13 protein-coding genes are annotated in these 18,304 nt (G+C 43.4%); 2 read left to right on the forward strand and 11 right to left on the reverse strand.

The features are described from left to right. The first annotated feature begins 245 nt into the window (after window positions 1–245). A complete protein-coding gene (locus tag ACAX20_RS11800) occupies window positions 246–2,408 on the forward strand; it encodes a M3 family metallopeptidase (RefSeq protein WP_371186422.1) in 2,163 nt (720 codons plus the stop codon). Window positions 2,409–2,777: 369 nt separating this feature from the next. On the opposite strand, the gene ACAX20_RS11805 is transcribed toward ACAX20_RS11800, so the two are convergent. The 7 genes from ACAX20_RS11805 to ACAX20_RS11835 all read right to left on the reverse strand — a co-directional run bounded on the left by ACAX20_RS11805 (window position 2,778) and on the right by ACAX20_RS11835 (window position 13,064). After that, entirely contained in the window at window positions 2,778–3,200 is a 423-nt protein-coding gene (locus ACAX20_RS11805; protein ID WP_371186424.1) for a type IV pilin protein, read from the reverse strand. Window positions 3,201–3,223: 23 nt separating this feature from the next. Next, window positions 3,224–5,278 (reverse strand): prepilin-type N-terminal cleavage/methylation domain-containing protein, encoded by a 2,055-nt coding sequence (locus tag ACAX20_RS11810; protein ID WP_371186426.1) that lies wholly within the window; start codon window positions 5,276–5,278, stop codon window positions 3,224–3,226. 2 nt (window positions 5,279–5,280) lie between these two features. Further along, entirely contained in the window at window positions 5,281–6,486 is a 1,206-nt protein-coding gene (locus ACAX20_RS11815; protein ID WP_371186428.1) for a PilX N-terminal domain-containing pilus assembly protein, read from the reverse strand. Then, the gene (locus ACAX20_RS11820) at window positions 6,486–7,286 is read right to left on the reverse strand and encodes a prepilin-type N-terminal cleavage/methylation domain-containing protein (RefSeq protein ID WP_371186430.1); all 801 of its coding nucleotides are present in this window, start codon (window positions 7,284–7,286) and stop codon (window positions 6,486–6,488) included. The genes ACAX20_RS11815 and ACAX20_RS11820 overlap by 1 nt, the downstream gene beginning before the upstream one ends. Further along, complete coding sequence (locus tag ACAX20_RS11825) at window positions 7,277–7,876, reverse strand: GspH/FimT family pseudopilin (protein WP_371186432.1); 600 nt, start codon at window positions 7,874–7,876, stop codon at window positions 7,277–7,279. Before ACAX20_RS11825 ends, ACAX20_RS11820 begins: the two co-directional genes overlap by 10 nt. A 396-nt stretch (window positions 7,877–8,272) precedes the next feature. Further along, window positions 8,273–10,117, reverse strand: a complete 1,845-nt coding sequence (locus ACAX20_RS11830) for an MFS transporter (protein WP_371186434.1) — start codon at window positions 10,115–10,117, stop codon at window positions 8,273–8,275. 118 nt (window positions 10,118–10,235) lie between these two features. After that, window positions 10,236–13,064 carry an ATP-binding protein gene (locus ACAX20_RS11835; protein WP_371186436.1) on the reverse strand — a complete coding sequence of 943 codons (2,829 nt, stop codon included), beginning with the start codon at window positions 13,062–13,064 and terminating at the stop codon, window positions 10,236–10,238. A gap of 315 nt (window positions 13,065–13,379) precedes the next feature. On the opposite strand from ACAX20_RS11835, the gene ettA reads away from it, so the two are divergent. Next, window positions 13,380–15,062 carry an energy-dependent translational throttle protein EttA gene (gene ettA / locus ACAX20_RS11840; RefSeq protein ID WP_371186438.1) on the forward strand — a complete coding sequence of 561 codons (1,683 nt, stop codon included), beginning with the start codon at window positions 13,380–13,382 and terminating at the stop codon, window positions 15,060–15,062. A gap of 133 nt (window positions 15,063–15,195) precedes the next feature. On the opposite strand, the gene ACAX20_RS11845 is transcribed toward ettA, so the two are convergent. From ACAX20_RS11845 to yegQ, 4 genes are all read right to left on the reverse strand, one after another. Continuing rightward, a complete protein-coding gene (locus ACAX20_RS11845; RefSeq protein ID WP_371186439.1) occupies window positions 15,196–15,591 on the reverse strand; it encodes a ribosome recycling factor family protein in 396 nt (131 codons plus the stop codon). 133 nt (window positions 15,592–15,724) lie between these two features. Then, complete coding sequence (locus ACAX20_RS11850; RefSeq protein WP_371186441.1) at window positions 15,725–16,312, reverse strand: TMEM165/GDT1 family protein; 588 nt, start codon at window positions 16,310–16,312, stop codon at window positions 15,725–15,727. A gap of 108 nt (window positions 16,313–16,420) precedes the next feature. Continuing rightward, window positions 16,421–16,675 carry a YfhL family 4Fe-4S dicluster ferredoxin gene (locus ACAX20_RS11855; RefSeq protein WP_371186443.1) on the reverse strand — a complete coding sequence of 85 codons (255 nt, stop codon included), beginning with the start codon at window positions 16,673–16,675 and terminating at the stop codon, window positions 16,421–16,423. Between the two features lie 69 nt (window positions 16,676–16,744). After that, the gene (gene yegQ / locus ACAX20_RS11860) at window positions 16,745–18,166 is read right to left on the reverse strand and encodes a tRNA 5-hydroxyuridine modification protein YegQ (RefSeq protein ID WP_371186445.1); all 1,422 of its coding nucleotides are present in this window, start codon (window positions 18,164–18,166) and stop codon (window positions 16,745–16,747) included. Window positions 18,167–18,304 lie beyond the last annotated feature (138 nt).

Consider the following 18,304-nt stretch of genomic DNA (forward strand, 5'->3'; position numbering starts at 1 on the left):
ATATGCGATGCGCTTTTAAATAGCCGAATAGATAACTGCGCAAATAACACTTAGTTGGCCACTAATAATTCTACAAATAGCATTTCGTTACATTTTAAAACGTAAAATTCCCTTCATCCATTTTACATATGCGGCAGATTAGGTTAAAACCTATAACGCAAAAATATAATCGGTGGTCCCTACAACAAGTTAATCTGGCTTCTGCCAAATCTTGACCACCGCTAGATGAATAACAGGGAGCATGCATGAAAGCACGCATTTTATCACCAATAGCACTTGCTATTGCTTTGGCCGGTTGTAATGCCGCCAATACTGAGTTAACACCAACAACACAAGAAACTGTCGCTGGCGCCGAAGTGACCAGCCAGAACCCTTTCTTCAGTGAATACACCACGCCATATAAAGTACCACCATTTGAGCAAATTAAGATTTCTCACTACCGTCCAGCGTTTGACCGTGGTATTGAAGAAGTCATTGCTGACATTGACGTTATTGCCAATAACCCAGAAGCACCAACATTTGAAAACACCATCGAAGCAATGGAAATGTCAGGTGACTTATTGGATAAAGTGACTAGCACCTTCTTTGGTTTAATTGGTTCAATGTCAAGCCCTGAAATGCAAGCCATTTCAAAAGAGTATTCACCAAAGCTTTCTGCTATGGGTGATGACATCTACTTAAACGACAAGTTGTTTGCTCGCGTTAAAGCTGTTTACGAGCAAAAAGACAGCTTGACGCTGAACACTGAACAAAAAACCTTGCTAGAGAATACTTACCGTGGATTTGTTCGTGCCGGTGCTAATCTAAACGAAACAGATAAAGCACAACTTCGTGAACTAAATAAGCAAATCTCTAAGCTGTCGATTCAGTTTGGTGAAAACCTGCTAGCTGAAACCAACGCCTTTGAATTGGTTATTGATAACAAAGCTGACTTAGGTGGTTTACCTGAGTCTATCATTGCTGCTGCAGCGGCAACAGCATCACAACGTGGCCACGAAGGTAAGTGGGTATTTACCACCCATCGTCCAAGTTTTTATCCATTCTTAACGTATTCAACAAACCGCGATCTTCGTAAGCAATTATTCCACGCTTACACGCACCGTGGTGATAACGACAATGCTAACGATAATAAAGACATCGCAGCAGAAATGGCATCATTACGCTACCAACGTGCTCAGTTGCTTGGTTATAAGACGCACGCTCATTACGTGTTAGAAACCAACATGGCGAAAACGCCAGAAAACGTATACGGCTTGTTGGATCGTGTATGGCCTGCATCATTAGCTCGTGCTAAGCAAGAAGTTGCCGATATGCAAGCGTACGCTGAAAGCGAAGGCTTTAAGGGTAAGTTAGAAGCATGGGATTGGTGGTACTACTCAGAAAAAGTACGTAAAGCAAAATACGACTTAGACGAGTCAGTAACTAAGCCTTACTTTGAGCTGAACAACACCATGCAAGGTGTGTTTTACACCGCTGAGAAGCTTTGGGGCGTTACGTTTAAAGAGCGCAACGACTTACCTAAGTATCACCCAGATGTAACCACGTACGAAGTGTTTGATAAAGATGGCTCGTCAATCGGTGTTTACATGACCGACTTCTACGTACGCGCGTCGAAACGTGGCGGCGCATGGATGAGCTCGTTCCAAAAACAATACAAAATGTACGGTGAAAACGTTAAGCCTGTTATTTACAACGTGCTTAACTACCCAGCACCAGTGGGCGATGAGCCTGTATTATTAACCTTTGATCAAGCATCAACCTTATTCCACGAGTTTGGTCACGCGATTCAAGGTTTATTATCAGACGGTTACTACCGTTCACTAACCGGTACCGCTTTACCACGTGACTACGTAGAGTACCCATCACAAGTGATGGAAAACTGGATGACTGAACCAGAAGTGTTAGCTAACTTTGCCCGTCACTACAAAACGGGTGAAGTGATCCCAGCTGAACTTGTTGAAAAAATCCAAGCATCAGGCAAGTTCAACCAAGGCTTTGCCACCACCGAGTACATGGCGGCAGCATTACTTGACTTGAAATGGCACACCCTAGAAACCGCTGAAGTGCAAGATGCGGACGCATTTGAAGCAGCGGCGATGAAAGAAATCGGCCTAATTGATGAGATTGCACCGCGCTATCGTAGCACCTACTTCTCACATATCTTTGCCGGCGGCTACTCATCTGGTTACTACGGTTACATTTGGTCGAACATCTTTGATGCCGATACTTGGGAACTGTTTAAAGAAAAAGGTATTTTCAATCAAGACGTCGCCACAGGTTACCGTGAAAACGTTCTTGAAACCGGTGGCACTGAAGATCCAATGAAAATGTACAAACGTTTCCGTGGTCAAGAGCCAAACCCAGATTATCTATTAATCCGTCGTGGTTTAATGTCAGACAGCAAGTAATTGTAACTGACAGCAGATAAAAAAAGCCCTGAGATCAAAATCAGGGCTTTTTTATGTTTATTGTCCCGACTGTTTGACGAGTATAAGACTAAGTGAATCGTTAATGCTGTTTAGTGTCGATTAAACGCGGACAGTAATATTAGCAATTCCCATAAAGACTTACTCATTCGGCAAGATTTATACCAATTACACTAAGTTTGTGCCCAACTCAGAGTTAGGGTAGAGGCTCATTTACGGGTGAGTTTTAAAGGAATGGATACTTCTCTATTAATATCGACAAAACAGCTTATGAAGCTTTTAAACTCGCCCTTCGGAAGCTTTAATTTTAAAGATACAGTGCACCGCAAGACAACAACTACCAGCTTGAGGCTACTGCCAACACTGCTCTGGCGCTTTAACACCGTTTGGGTTGCTGGCATTAACCGTAAATGTTATCGCCGTACAGACACTGTCATTTGCCTGAACGCCCTGCGCGCTCGCGGTTAATGTATAAGCGTTACCTGAAGCACTGCTAACACTCAGCTGATAATAGCTATTCTCACTGCTTTGCGGGGCTTTTAAAGTGCCATTAGTGCAATCATTGCTACTGGCAAGACTACTGGCATACTGCGGACACTGAATGCGATATTTAGCCTGAGCCATTGCTAAACCCATTAACGCTGCTTGCGCATCGCTACGACGGGCTTTTTGCATATGATCAACATAACTTGGGTAAGCTATTCCGGCGATAATACCAAGAATAGCCACCACTATCATAAGTTCAATTAAGGTAAATCCCTGACTTTTGTTCATATCATTCCTTGCTATGTCATTGCTTATATATCATCAATATTAGTCGTCGCACATTGACCATTATTTACGGTAACATCGATATTCATGATCCCAGACTGCGCATTGCTTATAGCCACGGTTGATTGTTGCGAACCGTTTGTCACATCAAGCGTCGCGGCAGTGGTATTGTTTATATACGTGACACACGCCTTCGCTTTCGAAGCCTTGTAAGTAATAGTGCCATTAAACAAATTATTCACATCAAAATTTTCGCCAACACACTCATAAGTGGTGCCGGTAATGGTACACGCGCTGTCATCCAGGGTAATTGCCTCAATGGCACCGCTCGCTATAGTGATGTTACCTTTTACAATCATCATATTACTTGCCGCTGAAGCGTTATCATGACAGACAAAGTCACCTATGGTTGAATCGCCAGTAATTGCCTTGTTATCGGCAATATTGATGGCCAATGGATTACAGGTAAACGTCGATAAATCTGGGGTGATTTGCACATACCCCGTCCAGCCGTTACCCCAATCAAACACGTCGCATTGATAGTTCCAACGATATGCATGGGTCCCCACTAAGTCAGGTAAACTGACCCCACAGTTATAATAACCATCAGACGTATATATCCAGAAGTTATCTAACTTGTCGTAATTACCATCAGCAAAAGTAATAAATAAATCACCACTAATGGTATGTTTTTGCGACGGCGGATCGCTTGGATCAAACGGGCAATAGTTATCGCTACTGTAACCATATGCGTCCATTTTTACGCTATCTATCCAATCACTATTTTGATTTAAACAGAAAAAATCGGTAGGCACACCCGCAAATAAGTCACCATCACTGCCATTAACATTGCTGTCAGGGTGCATCATGACCGGATCCGTTTGATTATCACCTAGGGTACATAGAGATTCATCACTTGAGCTTAAGTTGGAAACGACAAAATCATGCCCCGCTTGGCCTTCGGCAGGTAAAATTAAGGCATCGGCAACACCGACTGAATAATAAATGGTGTTGCCTTTGTTATCGGTAATGGGGGCATTGGTGTCATCGGTTTTATAGGCCATGCCGCGGTACACTCGACGAATGGCAACTTTCGGGGCATCAAAACTGTCGGCGGCATTCGGATCGCCCATACACGCCCATTCTGGGCCATCAATCATGACCCCTACGTTGCCATGCCAGCCACCACCAAGATAACAGGTGTAATCAAAGTAATCGTAATTACCGGTCGCTGTTGATAGCGCACTATTGGTATCGGCAGTAACGGCTACGGCATCACCGTTGCTCGCAGTATAATAACGCTGACAATAAGCGGCATCGGAAGCGATGACATGCACACCACCAACACTGACCGATGTTTCAGCGCGATCGATATAGACTCTTCCCGATATTTCAACGAAGCCCGTACAAGGCTCATTGGTACGAATTCCGTCGTCTAATTCACAGGCATCTTCTAACGTTAATACCACATCATTGTCTGAGGTTAAGCGCAGATCACCATCACCACGGTCCAACAAACCTGTGGTATCGCCATTGCTGTATACGACCTTACCTGAGGCAATTTCTTCCTCCGTTACCTCACCTTTACCAAGACGCGCACGACCGGTAGCAGAGCGAACTAACGGGCCGATAGCTTGAGACATGTCAGCATCTCCGGCTAACCCAGGAGACTTATAAGCAAATTCTGTTGATAACTCGACTTGCTCTTGTTGTCCAGAGGCATCTTGCCATAACACCTGCACGGTGATTGTTTTTACGGCGTCATTTGCCAGGATCATCTCTTGGCGAGTAAATAAGGTGTTCGTGCCTTGATGGGTCGCTTGATTCGCAAATTCGGTGACAATGGGGAAAAGTTGGTGAAAATCCGCTTGTGAAACGGCTAAGTCGGTATAGTTGCGCATTTGTTCTATGCGTTGTTGAGCGATGGCTAACGCCTCGGCACGATTTTTACTGGTCGAGCTTTCGTTAATGACTGTGATATGAAAAGCCGCCATGGTCATCAAACCAAACGCCATGATTGCCAGAGCGACCAATACCTCAATTAAACCAAACCCCCTAATACGTCCCTGTGAATACGTCATTGTTAAAAATCCCGCCACGCGCCAGCAACACCTGCACGAGGGCCAATTTGTTGCACTTTTTCTAATAACTGCGAGTTATAAACGGCATCCAAACTACCGGTTCCCGTTGACACGTTGCCAGCGACCATCATCGCCCCGTGAATGGTTAAATTACCCGCGCCGATCATGTCGCCCATAACAAATAGCACGCCGTAAAAATGTGGTGTACCGCTAAAATCAACATCACCATTAACGATCACTATACTTGGTAGCTCATCGGCATCGCTACACACATGACTACCCGTAAGAGAAACAGCACAGCCCACACTGGCGCCCGTTTCGCTTACGTCACCTTCAATCCATATCACTTCGTTAAGCGCCATATCCACACAACCTGCCCAGGTATTACCGCAATCACCACGTGATTCACTCGGGTTAGCCGTATCCACGATGCGCGTCGCCATCGTCTCTTTGTAACTGCTAGGTGACATACCGAAAAAGTTCATAAACATTTCTTCGGTTGTTAAATTCGCTAAGTCGCTGTCGTGCTCAATAATATCAAGACCGGCCATTTCGCGATTTGAAGACTCAATCAACGCACAACTATGAGGAATGTCCATACAACCTGGGTAGGCTGGATCATTGGGATCAGCGATTAAGGTTTTCGTGGAATTATTGGAGCCGACATCAATATCGCCACCGCTCCAAATACTGCTATGCCCTTCAGAGTTACTGACTGTGGCAGAGCCACCGATAACAAAAGCTCCTTTACTGTTCAGTGGGTTATCGGGCACATTGGGGATAGGGTTAAGTGCTTTGACTTCGTTAACCAGTGTCCGCGATGCTGTGCCATCGCTGCTGGTACCCGTTGAGGTGATGCGCAAAGCCAGCATGCTATCGATTTCCATCTCTTCGATGGTTACCGAAAAACGGTTCTCACCTAAGCTACCCCGAAATGAATCGTCGCCAACGCCTGCTCCACTGGCAAATATTTCGTACTTACCATCGGCGGTATTGTTAGCAATGCCTTTCATAAAATATTGCTGCGCGATTGCAAGCCCAGCTTCGGCGGCCTCAAAGGCTTGCTTTGCTCGAGTATCACTGGCCACCAATTTTTGCTCTTGCAACACAGTACGGGCTAAATACAATGACACAATGGTGATCAACACCAGCAAAATAATCGATATCGTTAATGTCGCCAAACCGCGCTGTTTATGTATTGAAACCATTAACGGATCCTCACCACATCGTTTCTAACGCGAACAGCTTGCGCGATTTGTGTACGAACATCAGTATCGCGGTTAAGCCTTGCTGCTAAGGTAATTAATACTTCTCTTGTCTCAACAGTAATATCGCCGGTCTGTGGGGTAACGTTGTAACAGTCAAATTCAGCATCATCATCAATGACGTTATTACCATCACCAACAGCGTCAACATCATTTGGTTCACTTGAATTAATGCAGGCAGAGTTTACAGGGTTAAAAGATAATTCGGTTACGGTATATAAAGTTTTATCTGAGATTACTTCCCAAGTACCATCGGTACAACTGTCTGCATCAGATACCGAACCGGCTAAGCGCATTTCAACGGCACCGTCATTTAGACGCACACCAAACAGCTCGTTATCAACACCAAGCGCGTCAACAACACCATTTATATTACGATCATAACTGTATAAAACGCACGAACCTGATTGATCGGTATTTTCTAAAATTTTGCTACTGTCGGCCATGGAATTGACGATAACCAGCAATGTGTCATCGTCAACATTAAATGGGTTATCAGAAGGTTCTTCATGAGTGGCATTCGCCCAGTAGCCAGCGCGGCGGATATCTGCTGAGATGACGGCCATCATGGTCGCTACTTGGCTGTTTAATTTAGTGTTTTGTAATGTGCTAGAGCTAGAGGATATGACCGATACATAAACATAAGTCACGCCTGATAAAACAATTAAGCCAAAGACCATACTCAGTAGTAGCTCCACCAGAGTAAAACCATGCTGTTTTGTATATCGGCGTGTTAACTGCATGATGGATACTCGGCATAATCATTAGAGCATATTTTTACCAGCCCCAATTTATTAACTCGCACCACCAGTTGCTTAGCGTCGCTGACAAAATGAAAACTGCGACTGTTATCGACTGTACCGCGAGCAGGATCAAACACCATACTGGTTGAAGACGAGTTTGTTGCCAATCCTAGCTGCAAGTTGATGCCATCGTGTTCGCTCGCATCAATACGATGCAGCACGTAATCGTCTACCGTTGTGGTTCCATCGCCATCATCAATCAATAACACACATGCTGATGTATGGCTGGTGTCCGTTACCGTTGGATCACAATCGCCCGCAGTAGCCGTTGCAGGTAAATTGGCGGATTTCATCCCATATGACCAATTGCTACTGGCCATATTAGCGACGCTGACGTGGATTTTTTCAGAGCGAGCGAGAGACTCCGCACGAGCTTGTTGCATAAAAGAATACATCTGCTCAGCGGCACTTTGTAATTGCCTTTTTTTGAATGATTCAGCAAAGCTGGGACCGGCGACGCTAGCTAAAATACTCAACACGAGCAGTGCAACTAACACCTCGATCAGCGTAATACCTATTATTTTTTTCATTTCCAACACTTTCGCTACGCGAAAACAAGGGCAAAAGCACCCTGCTGTACAACTAGATTCTTCTTAAAATGTCAGCCCCTTGCTAATTAACAGACTTGTCTATTCACTCCACCGCTTTAATCCTAACGGCTAAACATAGCCTAATAAACGCCTTATTGCGCAGGCTTTCGCCATCCTGCAACTCAACATTAACTTTGACAAACTGATGAAATTAAAAGATAAACTGACTACCTTCCATAGCAACATATAGACTCACACGATATGCCTCTAAAGTCAAACAATTCAGTGTTAACCCTGATGATTAGCAACTTGGCACGCTCAATAATCAACCCTAATTTAACACTACAATTGCCGGTACTATACCGATGTGACAATGTCAGGTCGCGTGATACGTCATCAGTGTAGTCGTTCTAATGAATGGATTAGGGTATCCACATCATCACTTAATGCCAAAGGTTTACCGAAGGTAACTTTTATCATATTTTGTTTAACAAGCTTTGGTCTAACAGACGTGTTGTGATTTTTGGCAAAATCCATGAGTGAAAATGGCGTTATCATTGCAGTATCACCAAGTGCAACGATAACGGGTTTTAGAGGAAACTCTAGCTTCTCTTCAATAAAGCGAATGTTCTTCGAGTTACCTTCCCCCGCAACAATGTCAGCCACCAGACAAACCACGCCACCGTGTTGCAATGTATGATTAACGCTTGCCCATACTTGTTTACTGTAACCTTCTCGGATAGTGCTAATCGATAAAAGCTTTTGCAGTAGTTTTATAGGCCAAGAATGCATAGAGCTGCTCGATACAACAAAGCGAATAGGCCGCGGGCAAGCCGATTGCAACAATAACATTTTATACCAACTCAAAGAGTGGCCGAGCAATAATACCCCGGCGGAGCGAGGAAGTAGATCTAAGCCAATAACATCGATACGTTGGTAGCGAAAGTGACTCGCGCTTGTCACAATACGAATCAATGTTTGTGGCAAGCGATAGACGATATAGAGGGTGCCAATGATGATGATGGTGGTTAAAAAATAAAAAACGTCAACGGCTTCAATACCTATTGATACAACGCTGATGGTCAATAACAACCCTGACAGCATCGCAACATTTTGTACCCAATTATTACCGGCTAAAACTCGACCTAACTGATTGTCGCCTACATGATATTGCATCAAGGCATTAAGCGGTATAATAAACAGCCCGCCACTGATACCGAGCAACAAAAACACAATCGCCATACTGTGTGCTGTATCGAGCAAGGTTATAGACACTAACAAGGTCGCAAATGAGAGCGCCGCGATAGGTACGAAACCCAGCTCAATATAATTTTTCGACGCGTTGGCGGACAACACAGAGCCGATGACAATACCCACACCGGTGCAAGCCATAATCCCTTGAATAACAAAGGTGTTGGTTTCGTTTAACACGTCTTTAGCAAAAGCGGGGAACGTTGCCAACATCACTTGCGATACCGACCAAAACATCGATAGTCCTAGAATCGCTAGCCAGATGCTATGTTTACTGCGAATAAGTTTGAGATTATCGCGTAAGTAACCGCCTTTGAGATAACGTTTGAGTTCTAATTTTTGACTATCATCTCGCGTTGTTGTTATCGGTAATTGCCTTGCAAAATACCACTCGAGCAATGACAACAAGACGAACACCCAAGCAAGTACGACCACAGATTGCAAAATGCTGGCTTCATCTACTGCGCCAGCCTCTGGTGTAGCCTGCGCCGCTAATAACCATTCAAACAACCCCGAAAACACCAGCGTGCCAGATAAAATCGACACGATTGTGACCGCTTGTACCACCGCATTACCTTTTGCTAATAAGCTAACGCCAAGTAGCTCTTTGACATAACCATATTTAGCTGGCGAATAAAGAGCCGACTGTATCCCCATAATCAGCGTCATAATAAATGCTGGTACAAACCAACCTTGCCAATAACAAATGGTTATTAACGAGGTGGCAATAACCGCGACAATAGCGCTGACACGCATAATTTGTGGTTTAGGGTATTTGTCTGACAAATATCCAGAGGGACTAAACAAAAGAATAAAAGGTAATAATATGAGAGCATTAAGGATTGCGGTTAGAATAATCTGCGTTTGTCCATCGTAGATTTTAAATACGGTGTTTTGCACAACGATTTTATGACCCAGATCGACAAACGCATTAATAAACACCACAAGTAGATAGGCACTAAATCCCTTAAAAGCAAATAGCTTTTGCATGTAAAGCCCTCGTTATGGTTATATTATCGACGTTACTGATGCCATGGCGATCAACCTTTCAATTAAACTATATATTCATGTTAAATTGAACCGCGGGCACAGAAACGTCACTGAAGAGTTATTCCTCCAGTTGCGCTGTTTGTAGTTGTTCAAGCTCTAATAGTAACGCCAAGCTCAATTGCTCAATATAGTCTGCATCAACAGGTTGTTGCGCTAATGCTCTGTCTACGATAGCGGCAAATTCAGACAGCGTTGGGTAACCAAATACAGCTGCTGCCCCCGCCAACTGATGCACTTCATGACGCAGTTGCTGCCAATTTTTTAGCGCTAACAATTCGCTAATTTGCTGGTGGTTATCGGCAAGTTTGTTGGCAAAGCTGTCGACCAAATCGTCCATATTAGTGATTAATGGTAACTCAAGCGCAATACCGGTATTGGTTTGCCCCTTCACAGAGAGTGACTCATTCGACGCTTTATCGGTTGCGACAATATTGTGGTTATCCACGTTCGCCGTTGCTACAAAGTACTTAGCCACCGAGCGAACAAACGCGGTTCGATCAATCGGTTTTTTAATATGCTCATCAAAACCACGCTGCAAATACATTTTCACATCATGCGCCATAGTATTGGCGGTTAACGCGACAATCGGCTTGTAAAAACCATCATTACGTAACTTATCAAGTACTTGCAAACCATCCATGTGTGGCATTTGAATATCCAGTAACAGCAGGTCTATTTCTTGTTCGGCAATAATGTCCAACACTTGGGCACCATGACTGGCTGGAAAAACCGTTAAGCCCATAGCGGTTAGCATACGTGAAATAAAGCGTAGGTTATCGAGATGATCCTCAGCAACCAATACTCGTCCCTGCAAAGGCGTATCAATTAGGCTACTGATATTAGCGTCTTGAAGTTGATGGTGCTCTGTGCTTAACAACTTGGCTGGCATGGCGAAGGTAAAGCAACTCCCCTGGCCTAACTCACTGTGCACACAGATATTGCCTTGCATCAGCTGAGCCAGTTGACTTGATAAAAACAGACCTAAGCCAGTACCGCCAAAGCGACGATTTATGGAGCTGTCGGCTTGTGAGAAACTATCAAAAACCCGTTGTAATTGCTCTTGACTCATGCCGATACCGGTATCTTCGATACTCACCAACAACTGTTCATTATTCAGACTGATTGAGACTTTCACCTGCCCCTGATGCGTGAACTTGATAGCATTACCACACAGGTTGATGATAATTTGACTAAAGCGTAAGTAATCAATGGCAACGATACATGGACTTGGTAAGTTGTTGTCAATGACCAGCTCAAGTCGCTTTTGTTTTGCTTGCCCGCTAAAAATATTCAATAAATCACTACAAATTAAACTGATATCAGTAGCCTCTGGCGCAATTTGTAATTTATTCGCTTCGATTTTACTTAAATCAAGAATGTCGTTAATCAATTGCAATAGATGCTTACTGTTACTGTAAATCACATCAACTTCATCGAGTATCTCGTCGTCATTGACTTCGCCATAACGAATAGCTTCAGCTTGACCAATAATTGCCGTTAATGGCGTACGTATTTCGTGGGTCATATTGGCCAAAAATTGACTTTTTATAGCATTCGCTTCACTCAACTGCTCCATCGTTGCCTGCAGCTCTTGAGTACGCTCTTGAACAAGCTGCTCCAAGCTGTATCGATATTTGTTATCACGACTTTTACGGTACGCCATAAACCCGAACAAGAGTAAAAAACCAACCAACACTAAAACAAAGTTACGATGTTGCTGCATTTTTGTCTGGTTTAATTGAGCGATTTTTTGTTGATGTTTCAACTCATTAATCTGATGGTGAAGTTGCTCTGATTCATAGCTAGATAACTGTTTACTAAAATCGGCTTTCAATAACTCAGCTAAACCCTCTTTAGCATTTTGATAACTTTCCATTGCTTGTTGCCGATTGCCTGCCCCAGCATAAAGAACCGGCAATAAATTCTTCGTAATAGCCTGCATTGTCACATCGCTCAACTGCTCAAATAATTGTGCGGCACGTATGGCGTTTTCGATAGCTTGTTGCGTCTCACCATCGTGATAGAAAACTTTCGCTTGAAGATACAGACAATTGGCATAGGCCTGATTGTTTTCAGACTTCTGCGCTGATGGTAAGCATTGCTCGACATAGCCACGTGCTTGCTCAATGCGCCCCATAGCAACATACAAATCAGCAAGGTTGTTGAGCTGACTCGCCGTGTGAAAATAATGTTTTTGTTCCCGGTAGTAGCTCAAGTTTTTTAAATGATATTGCTCGGCAAGCTGATATTGGCCAGTATGTTTATAGGCTAAACCTAGATGGTTATAGGCAAGAGCGGCATCATCGTATAATTGTAAGCGTTCACGCTCTTCAATAACCGGAATAAGTAGCTCAATCGCCTTGTCATAACGCTTTAAGGTAATATATAAGCCCGCTAAATTAAAAGAAATATCATTTTTATCAAGTTCACTGCCAATATCATCATAAATGCTTTTAGCATTCAAAAAACTATTGAATGCGCTATTAACTCGCCCTAATCGATCATAGGCTAGACCTAGATTGTTATATAAGTGTGCGACGTCAATACGTTTATTTGTTTGCAGGTAATACGCTAGAGCTTGCTCATAATGTACTACGGCCTTGGCATTTTCACTTTGATAGTAATAAATAATCCCCATCAATTTCGCGAACTGCGCTTGCATTTCAAACTCGTGCATTTGCTTTGCGAACTGTTTACCTAACTGGGCAAAATGAAGTGCTTTTGACAACTGTCCTGATTGATGCCAATTCAGCGCGATTGCTCGATACACTTGCCCTTTTTGCTGCGAGCTTAATTGCCCATTAGCAAGTAACTGCAGAAATGCTTGCTGTGCGTCCTCGCCAACTTGGGTGTCATTAATGCGAGCTAAACGCTGTTCGAATGTCACCACGTTAGCATAACTAGGGACCTGACAGAGTATCAGCGCGAACCAGATAATAATTATAAATCCGTTTTTCACGTTATTTTTATCGTTAAAGATAGATTATCTAGGTTTATATCATATTCACATTAAAATTTCCTTTGCTCAAACGGCAAATTGGTCGAATTATTAGCAGCCTTCCCCCCTTCGGTGCTGCCATCATTTAAGCACGCCTATAACCGTGTTCGTTGTAGACAATTCGGCTTTTTCATTTGCCTAACCAGATACTAATAACCTAAAATAACGCCAATTATTTACCCTAGATAACAAAAAGGTTTTCCTATGGCTCAGCCGTTACCTGATAAGTTTATTTATTCGATGCATCGCGTTTCAAAAGTGGTGCCTCCGAAAAAAACAATTTTAAAAGACATCTCTATTTCCTTCTTCCCTGGCGCCAAAATTGGTGTGTTAGGTTTAAATGGTGCGGGTAAGTCAACCTTACTTCGCATTATGGCCGGCGTTGACACCGAATTTGAAGGTGATGCTAAATTACTATCGGGTACCAAAGTTGGCTACTTGCCACAAGAACCAGAACTTGATGAAAACGCAACCGTTCGCGAAGTGGTAGAACAAGCGGTTAGTGAGGTAAAAAACGCCCTAGCCCGTCTTGACCAAGTGTATATGGAATACGCCGAAGAAGGTGCTGACTTTGACGCCCTCGCTAAAGAGCAAGGTGAATTAGAAGCGATTATCGATGCCCACGATGGTCACAACATCGATAATGCCCTTGAGCGTGCAGCGGATGCCTTGCGCCTACCTGAGTGGGATCAAAAAATTAAAGTACTATCGGGTGGTGAGCGCCGTCGTGTTGCTTTATGTCGTCTATTACTTGAAAAACCAGACATGTTGTTACTGGATGAGCCAACCAACCACTTAGATGCCGAATCTGTTGCTTGGTTAGAGCGCTTCTTACACGACTATTCAGGTACTGTTGTGGCTATTACCCACGACCGTTACTTCTTAGATAACGTTGCCGGCTGGATTTTAGAGCTTGACCGTGGTGAAGGTATTCCATGGGAAGGTAACTACTCTTCATGGTTAGAGCAAAAAGACGCTCGTCTTGAAATAGAAAAGCGCCAAGAAAACGCTATGGCGAAAACCATTAAGCAAGAGCTTGAGTGGGTTCGTCAAAATCCAAAAGGTCGTCAAGCGAAATCAAAAGCGCGTATGGCTCGCTTTGAAGAGCTACAAAGCCAAGAAAACCAGAAACGTAACGAAACCAACGAGCTGTACATTCCACCTGGGCCTCGTCTAGGTGACAAAGTATTAGACGTTGAGCACGTGACTAAATCATACGGCGATCGCGTACTGATTGACGATTTGAGCTTCTCAATTCCAAAAGGTGCGATCGTTGGTATCATCGGTCCAAATGGTGCCGGTAAATCAACCTTATTCAAAATGCTATCAGGTGCAGAGCAACCTGATTCTGGTACAGTAACCCTAGGTGACACAGTGCAATTGGCGTCAGTTGATCAGTTCCGTGACGACATGATTGATACTAACACCGTATACCAAGAAATTTCAGAAGGTGCGGATATCATTCGTATCGGCAATTACGAAATTCCAGCTCGTGCGTATGTATCGCGCTTTAACTTTAAAGGTAACGATCAGCAAAAGTTCATCGGCGACTTGTCAGGTGGTGAGCGCAACCGTGTGCATTTAGCAAAATTAGTAAAAACTGGCGGTAACTTATTGCTACTCGATGAGCCAACCAATGACTTGGACGTTGAAACCTTGCGTGCACTTGAAGAAGCCTTATTGCAATTTCCAGGCTGTGCCATGGTTATCTCACATGACCGTTGGTTCTTAGACCGTATTGCTACTCACATCATCGATTACCGTGATGAAGGTCAAGTGAACTTCTTTGAAGGTAACTACACCGAATACGATGCCTGGTTGAAGAAAACTCTTGGCCCACAAGCTAACGAACCACACCGCATCAAGTACAAGCGTATCAGTAAGTAATATCTGATTTAATACACTTAATAAACGTAAAACGCCTGTGCTATATCCTAAAGCACAGGCGTTTTTATATCGGACTAGTTAAGACGATTCGCTCAATCTTCGCGGTTGATAGTTAGGTACGAATAATAATGAACTAATCTAAAAACTCATAAGCATCTAATGCTTGACGTGCTTGTGCTACCGTACAATTAGCTAAGGTGACCAACTCGTTGACACTGATGTTTGGATTGCGCTTTACAAACTCCAAAATATCAGCTTCGGTATAGCTGCCTATTTTACTTTCAAGTAATGTTAATACCCACTGCCAACTCGGTTCATCTTGCTGACGCAACAACTCTATAATTTCTAATATCTGCTCGCGACTAGCACTCAAGCGCCAATTCCGAGAGCGGCCAATACGAGATAGCTCGCACCCTGATTGACGTATAATCGCTTTTAACTCGAATGCACGCATTGCTCTGCGTAAAAACGATGGCAACATAATATGCCGTAGCTTGGCTGTATTTTGGCTCGACTTTTGACGACTCATAAGGTTTGATAAAGCTAACAAATGCAAGACTAGGCAGTATATCAAGACTGTTAATTTTGACAATTATCGTATTAGTACCTCAACGCATTAAACCTTGCAACTGCCTAAGGCCTAACTCAAGCCCAATAATTGCCTAGCTAACCCCAAGAGAGAGTAAAATCATCGAGGCAAAGGCGATAAACAGTATGGTTGTTATGCGCTTTAATTTATCTTCATTAAGGCGTGACAACCATCGTTTTCCAGCATATACACCCAACAAACAACTCAACACCAACGCCAAAGTGGCACTTGTCCATACCAACATAGCAGGTTGAGTCATACCGATCGTTGCCACTGCCAACTGAGTTTTATCCCCCATTTCGGCGACCATGATCAGCAAAAAGGTCGACACGGCGACACCATGCCTTAGTTTACTTGGCGAATTATCATCTTGTTCATCACCTTGCCAAGTTCTCCATGCAAAAAGTAATAATATACCGGCTGCAAAAAGCTTCAATGCTAGCTCGGGTATAAACTGGGCGATGCTAGCACCAACAACAACGGCTAACGCATTAAGGAGCATAAATGCACTTATTGCACCTAAAAGAACCGAACGTGCGCGATATTGTGCCGCCAGAGCCATACACACCAGCTGTGACTTATCACCAAGCTCTGCCATAAAGATTAAAGCGAAAGTGCTTAAGCCATTAATAAGTAGGGTTGCAATGCTTGTAAAATCCATAGGTTTATATTGTCTTTAGATATGTTTTAGAAACTAAATCGCTCGAAACAAAACACCTCGCATTAAGCGAGGTGTTTATGTCATACGGTATATGATAAACCAATAGTATTAGCTGTCGATACCATGTAATTCAAAACACTTTACCAAAAGCTCTTCTTCGCTTTCTTTGTGCTCTGGATCTGGCTTTATGCAATCGATTGGGCAAGCAGCAACACACTGTGGCGTGTCATAGTGACCAACGCATTCAGTGCAACGATTGGGGTCGATCTCATAGATCTCCTCACCCATGTATATCGCTGTGTTTGGACACTCTGGGTCGCACATATCACAGTTGATGCAGGTATCAAGTATTTTTAACGCCATTAGTTATACCTAGGTTTATCCATTTTTAGGACAGACACTCTGCCCTTAATATTGAAGATGAATTACTTACTAAGCTTTTGCCGCTTTTGCGCCGTCTTGGTTTTGTGCAAATGGGTGACGCGTGTTTTCACCATCATTTAAGTAACGCATGATAATACCGTATTCAACATCTAGATCAGTGTCGCACTTAATTTGCACAATGTAACCCGAGCCTTTGGCATCGTGAATTTCTTCACCTTTGCGGGTTTGCATGTATTCTAACACAAAGCTCTTATTGCCTTTTGGCGTCATTAACTCGATTTCATCACCCGTTAAGAACTTGTTCTTAACTTCGATTTCCAACAAACCATCGTCAGTACGGCCTAACACTTCACCAACAAATTGTTGTGAGTCTGATTTTGAGTAGCCATATTCAAAGTTTTGCAAACCATCGTGACGATGACGCGACAAGAAGCCCTCGGTATAGCCACGGCTTGCTAAGTGCTCTAAATCTAACTTTAAGCGCTCATTAAAGCTGCGACCTTCAACCGCATCCATTATCGCTTGCTTATAAATTTGCGCCGTACGAGCACAGTAATAGAACGACTTAGTACGACCTTCAATTTTTAATGAATGCACGCCCATTTTCACCAAACGCTCAACATGCTCAATTGCACGTAAGTCTTTTGAGTTCATAATGTAAGTGCCATGCTCGTCTTCAAATGCTGGCATGTATTCGCCTGGACGACCTTGCTCTTGCAATAAGAACACTTCATCAGTAGGTTTAAAGTCTGCCGCTGTATTGCCATTTGGCGTCCAGATCTCTGGCTGCTCGCTACCAACGATAGGCTGTTGCGGTTCTACCGCAATGATATCACCGTGTTCGTTTTCTTTTGCGTCATGAGCATTATATGACCAACGACATGCGTTAGTGCAGGTACCTTGGTTTGGATCACGCTTGTTAATGTAACCCGATAACAAACAGCGACCTGAATAGGCCATACATAAAGCACCGTGAACGAAAACCTCGATTTCCATTTCCGGTACTTGCATACGGATTTCTTCGATTTCATCTAGGCTTAATTCGCGTGATAAAATAACGCGTTCAACACCTTGTTGATACCAAAATTTCACCGTTGCCCAGTTCACTGCATTCGCTTGTACTGATAAGTGGATCGGCATATCTGGATAGGCTTCACGTACCATCATGATAAGACCCGGATCGCTCATAATAAGCGCGTCTGGCTTCATCGCCACCACCGGTTCAATATCGCGTAGGTAGGTTTTTAACTTAGCATTATGCGGAGAAATATTACTAACCACATACAGCTTTTTGCCTAAGCTATGCGCCTCATCAATACCAATTTTTAGGTTTTCAAGGTTAAATTCATTATTGCGAACGCGAAGTGAATAACGCGGTTGGCCTGCATAAACGGCATCTGCACCGTATGCAAACGCATAACGCATGTTTTTAAGGCTACCAGCCGGTGATAGTAATTCAGGTACAAACATAATAAAGCCTTTAGATAAACTGTGTACGAGACAATTTTAAAAAGTGCGCTATTGTAATGCCGATAACAACAAGGCGCAATGCACATTGGTTTAACATTCGTTACCAAGTGTAATCGCGCCTTAAGAAAGGAGTGAGTC

Source organism: Thalassotalea sp. Sam97 (genome assembly GCF_041379765.1).
Classification (GTDB): Bacteria; Pseudomonadota; Gammaproteobacteria; order Enterobacterales; family Alteromonadaceae; genus Thalassotalea_A; species Thalassotalea_A maritima.

What these genes read in the sequence shown, in the direction of transcription:
- ACAX20_RS11800 (WP_371186422.1), top strand. Translation starts at nt 246, where the DNA reads ATGAAAGCACGCATTTTATCACCAATAGCACTTGCTATTGCTTTGGCC.
- ACAX20_RS11805 (WP_371186424.1), bottom strand. Translation starts at nt 3,200, where the DNA reads ATGAACAAAAGTCAGGGATTTACCTTAATTGAACTTATGATAGTGGTG.
- ACAX20_RS11810 (WP_371186426.1), bottom strand. Translation starts at nt 5,278, where the DNA reads ATGACGTATTCACAGGGACGTATTAGGGGGTTTGGTTTAATTGAGGTA.
- ACAX20_RS11815 (WP_371186428.1), bottom strand. Translation starts at nt 6,486, where the DNA reads ATGGTTTCAATACATAAACAGCGCGGTTTGGCGACATTAACGATATCG.
- ACAX20_RS11820 (WP_371186430.1), bottom strand. Translation starts at nt 7,286, where the DNA reads ATGCAGTTAACACGCCGATATACAAAACAGCATGGTTTTACTCTGGTG.
- ACAX20_RS11825 (WP_371186432.1), bottom strand. Translation starts at nt 7,876, where the DNA reads ATGAAAAAAATAATAGGTATTACGCTGATCGAGGTGTTAGTTGCACTG.
- ACAX20_RS11830 (WP_371186434.1), bottom strand. Translation starts at nt 10,117, where the DNA reads ATGCAAAAGCTATTTGCTTTTAAGGGATTTAGTGCCTATCTACTTGTG.
- ettA (WP_371186438.1), top strand. Translation starts at nt 13,380, where the DNA reads ATGGCTCAGCCGTTACCTGATAAGTTTATTTATTCGATGCATCGCGTT.
- ACAX20_RS11845 (WP_371186439.1), bottom strand. Translation starts at nt 15,591, where the DNA reads ATGAGTCGTCAAAAGTCGAGCCAAAATACAGCCAAGCTACGGCATATT.
- ACAX20_RS11850 (WP_371186441.1), bottom strand. Translation starts at nt 16,312, where the DNA reads ATGGATTTTACAAGCATTGCAACCCTACTTATTAATGGCTTAAGCACT.
- ACAX20_RS11855 (WP_371186443.1), bottom strand. Translation starts at nt 16,675, where the DNA reads ATGGCGTTAAAAATACTTGATACCTGCATCAACTGTGATATGTGCGAC.
- yegQ (WP_371186445.1), bottom strand. Translation starts at nt 18,166, where the DNA reads ATGTTTGTACCTGAATTACTATCACCGGCTGGTAGCCTTAAAAACATG.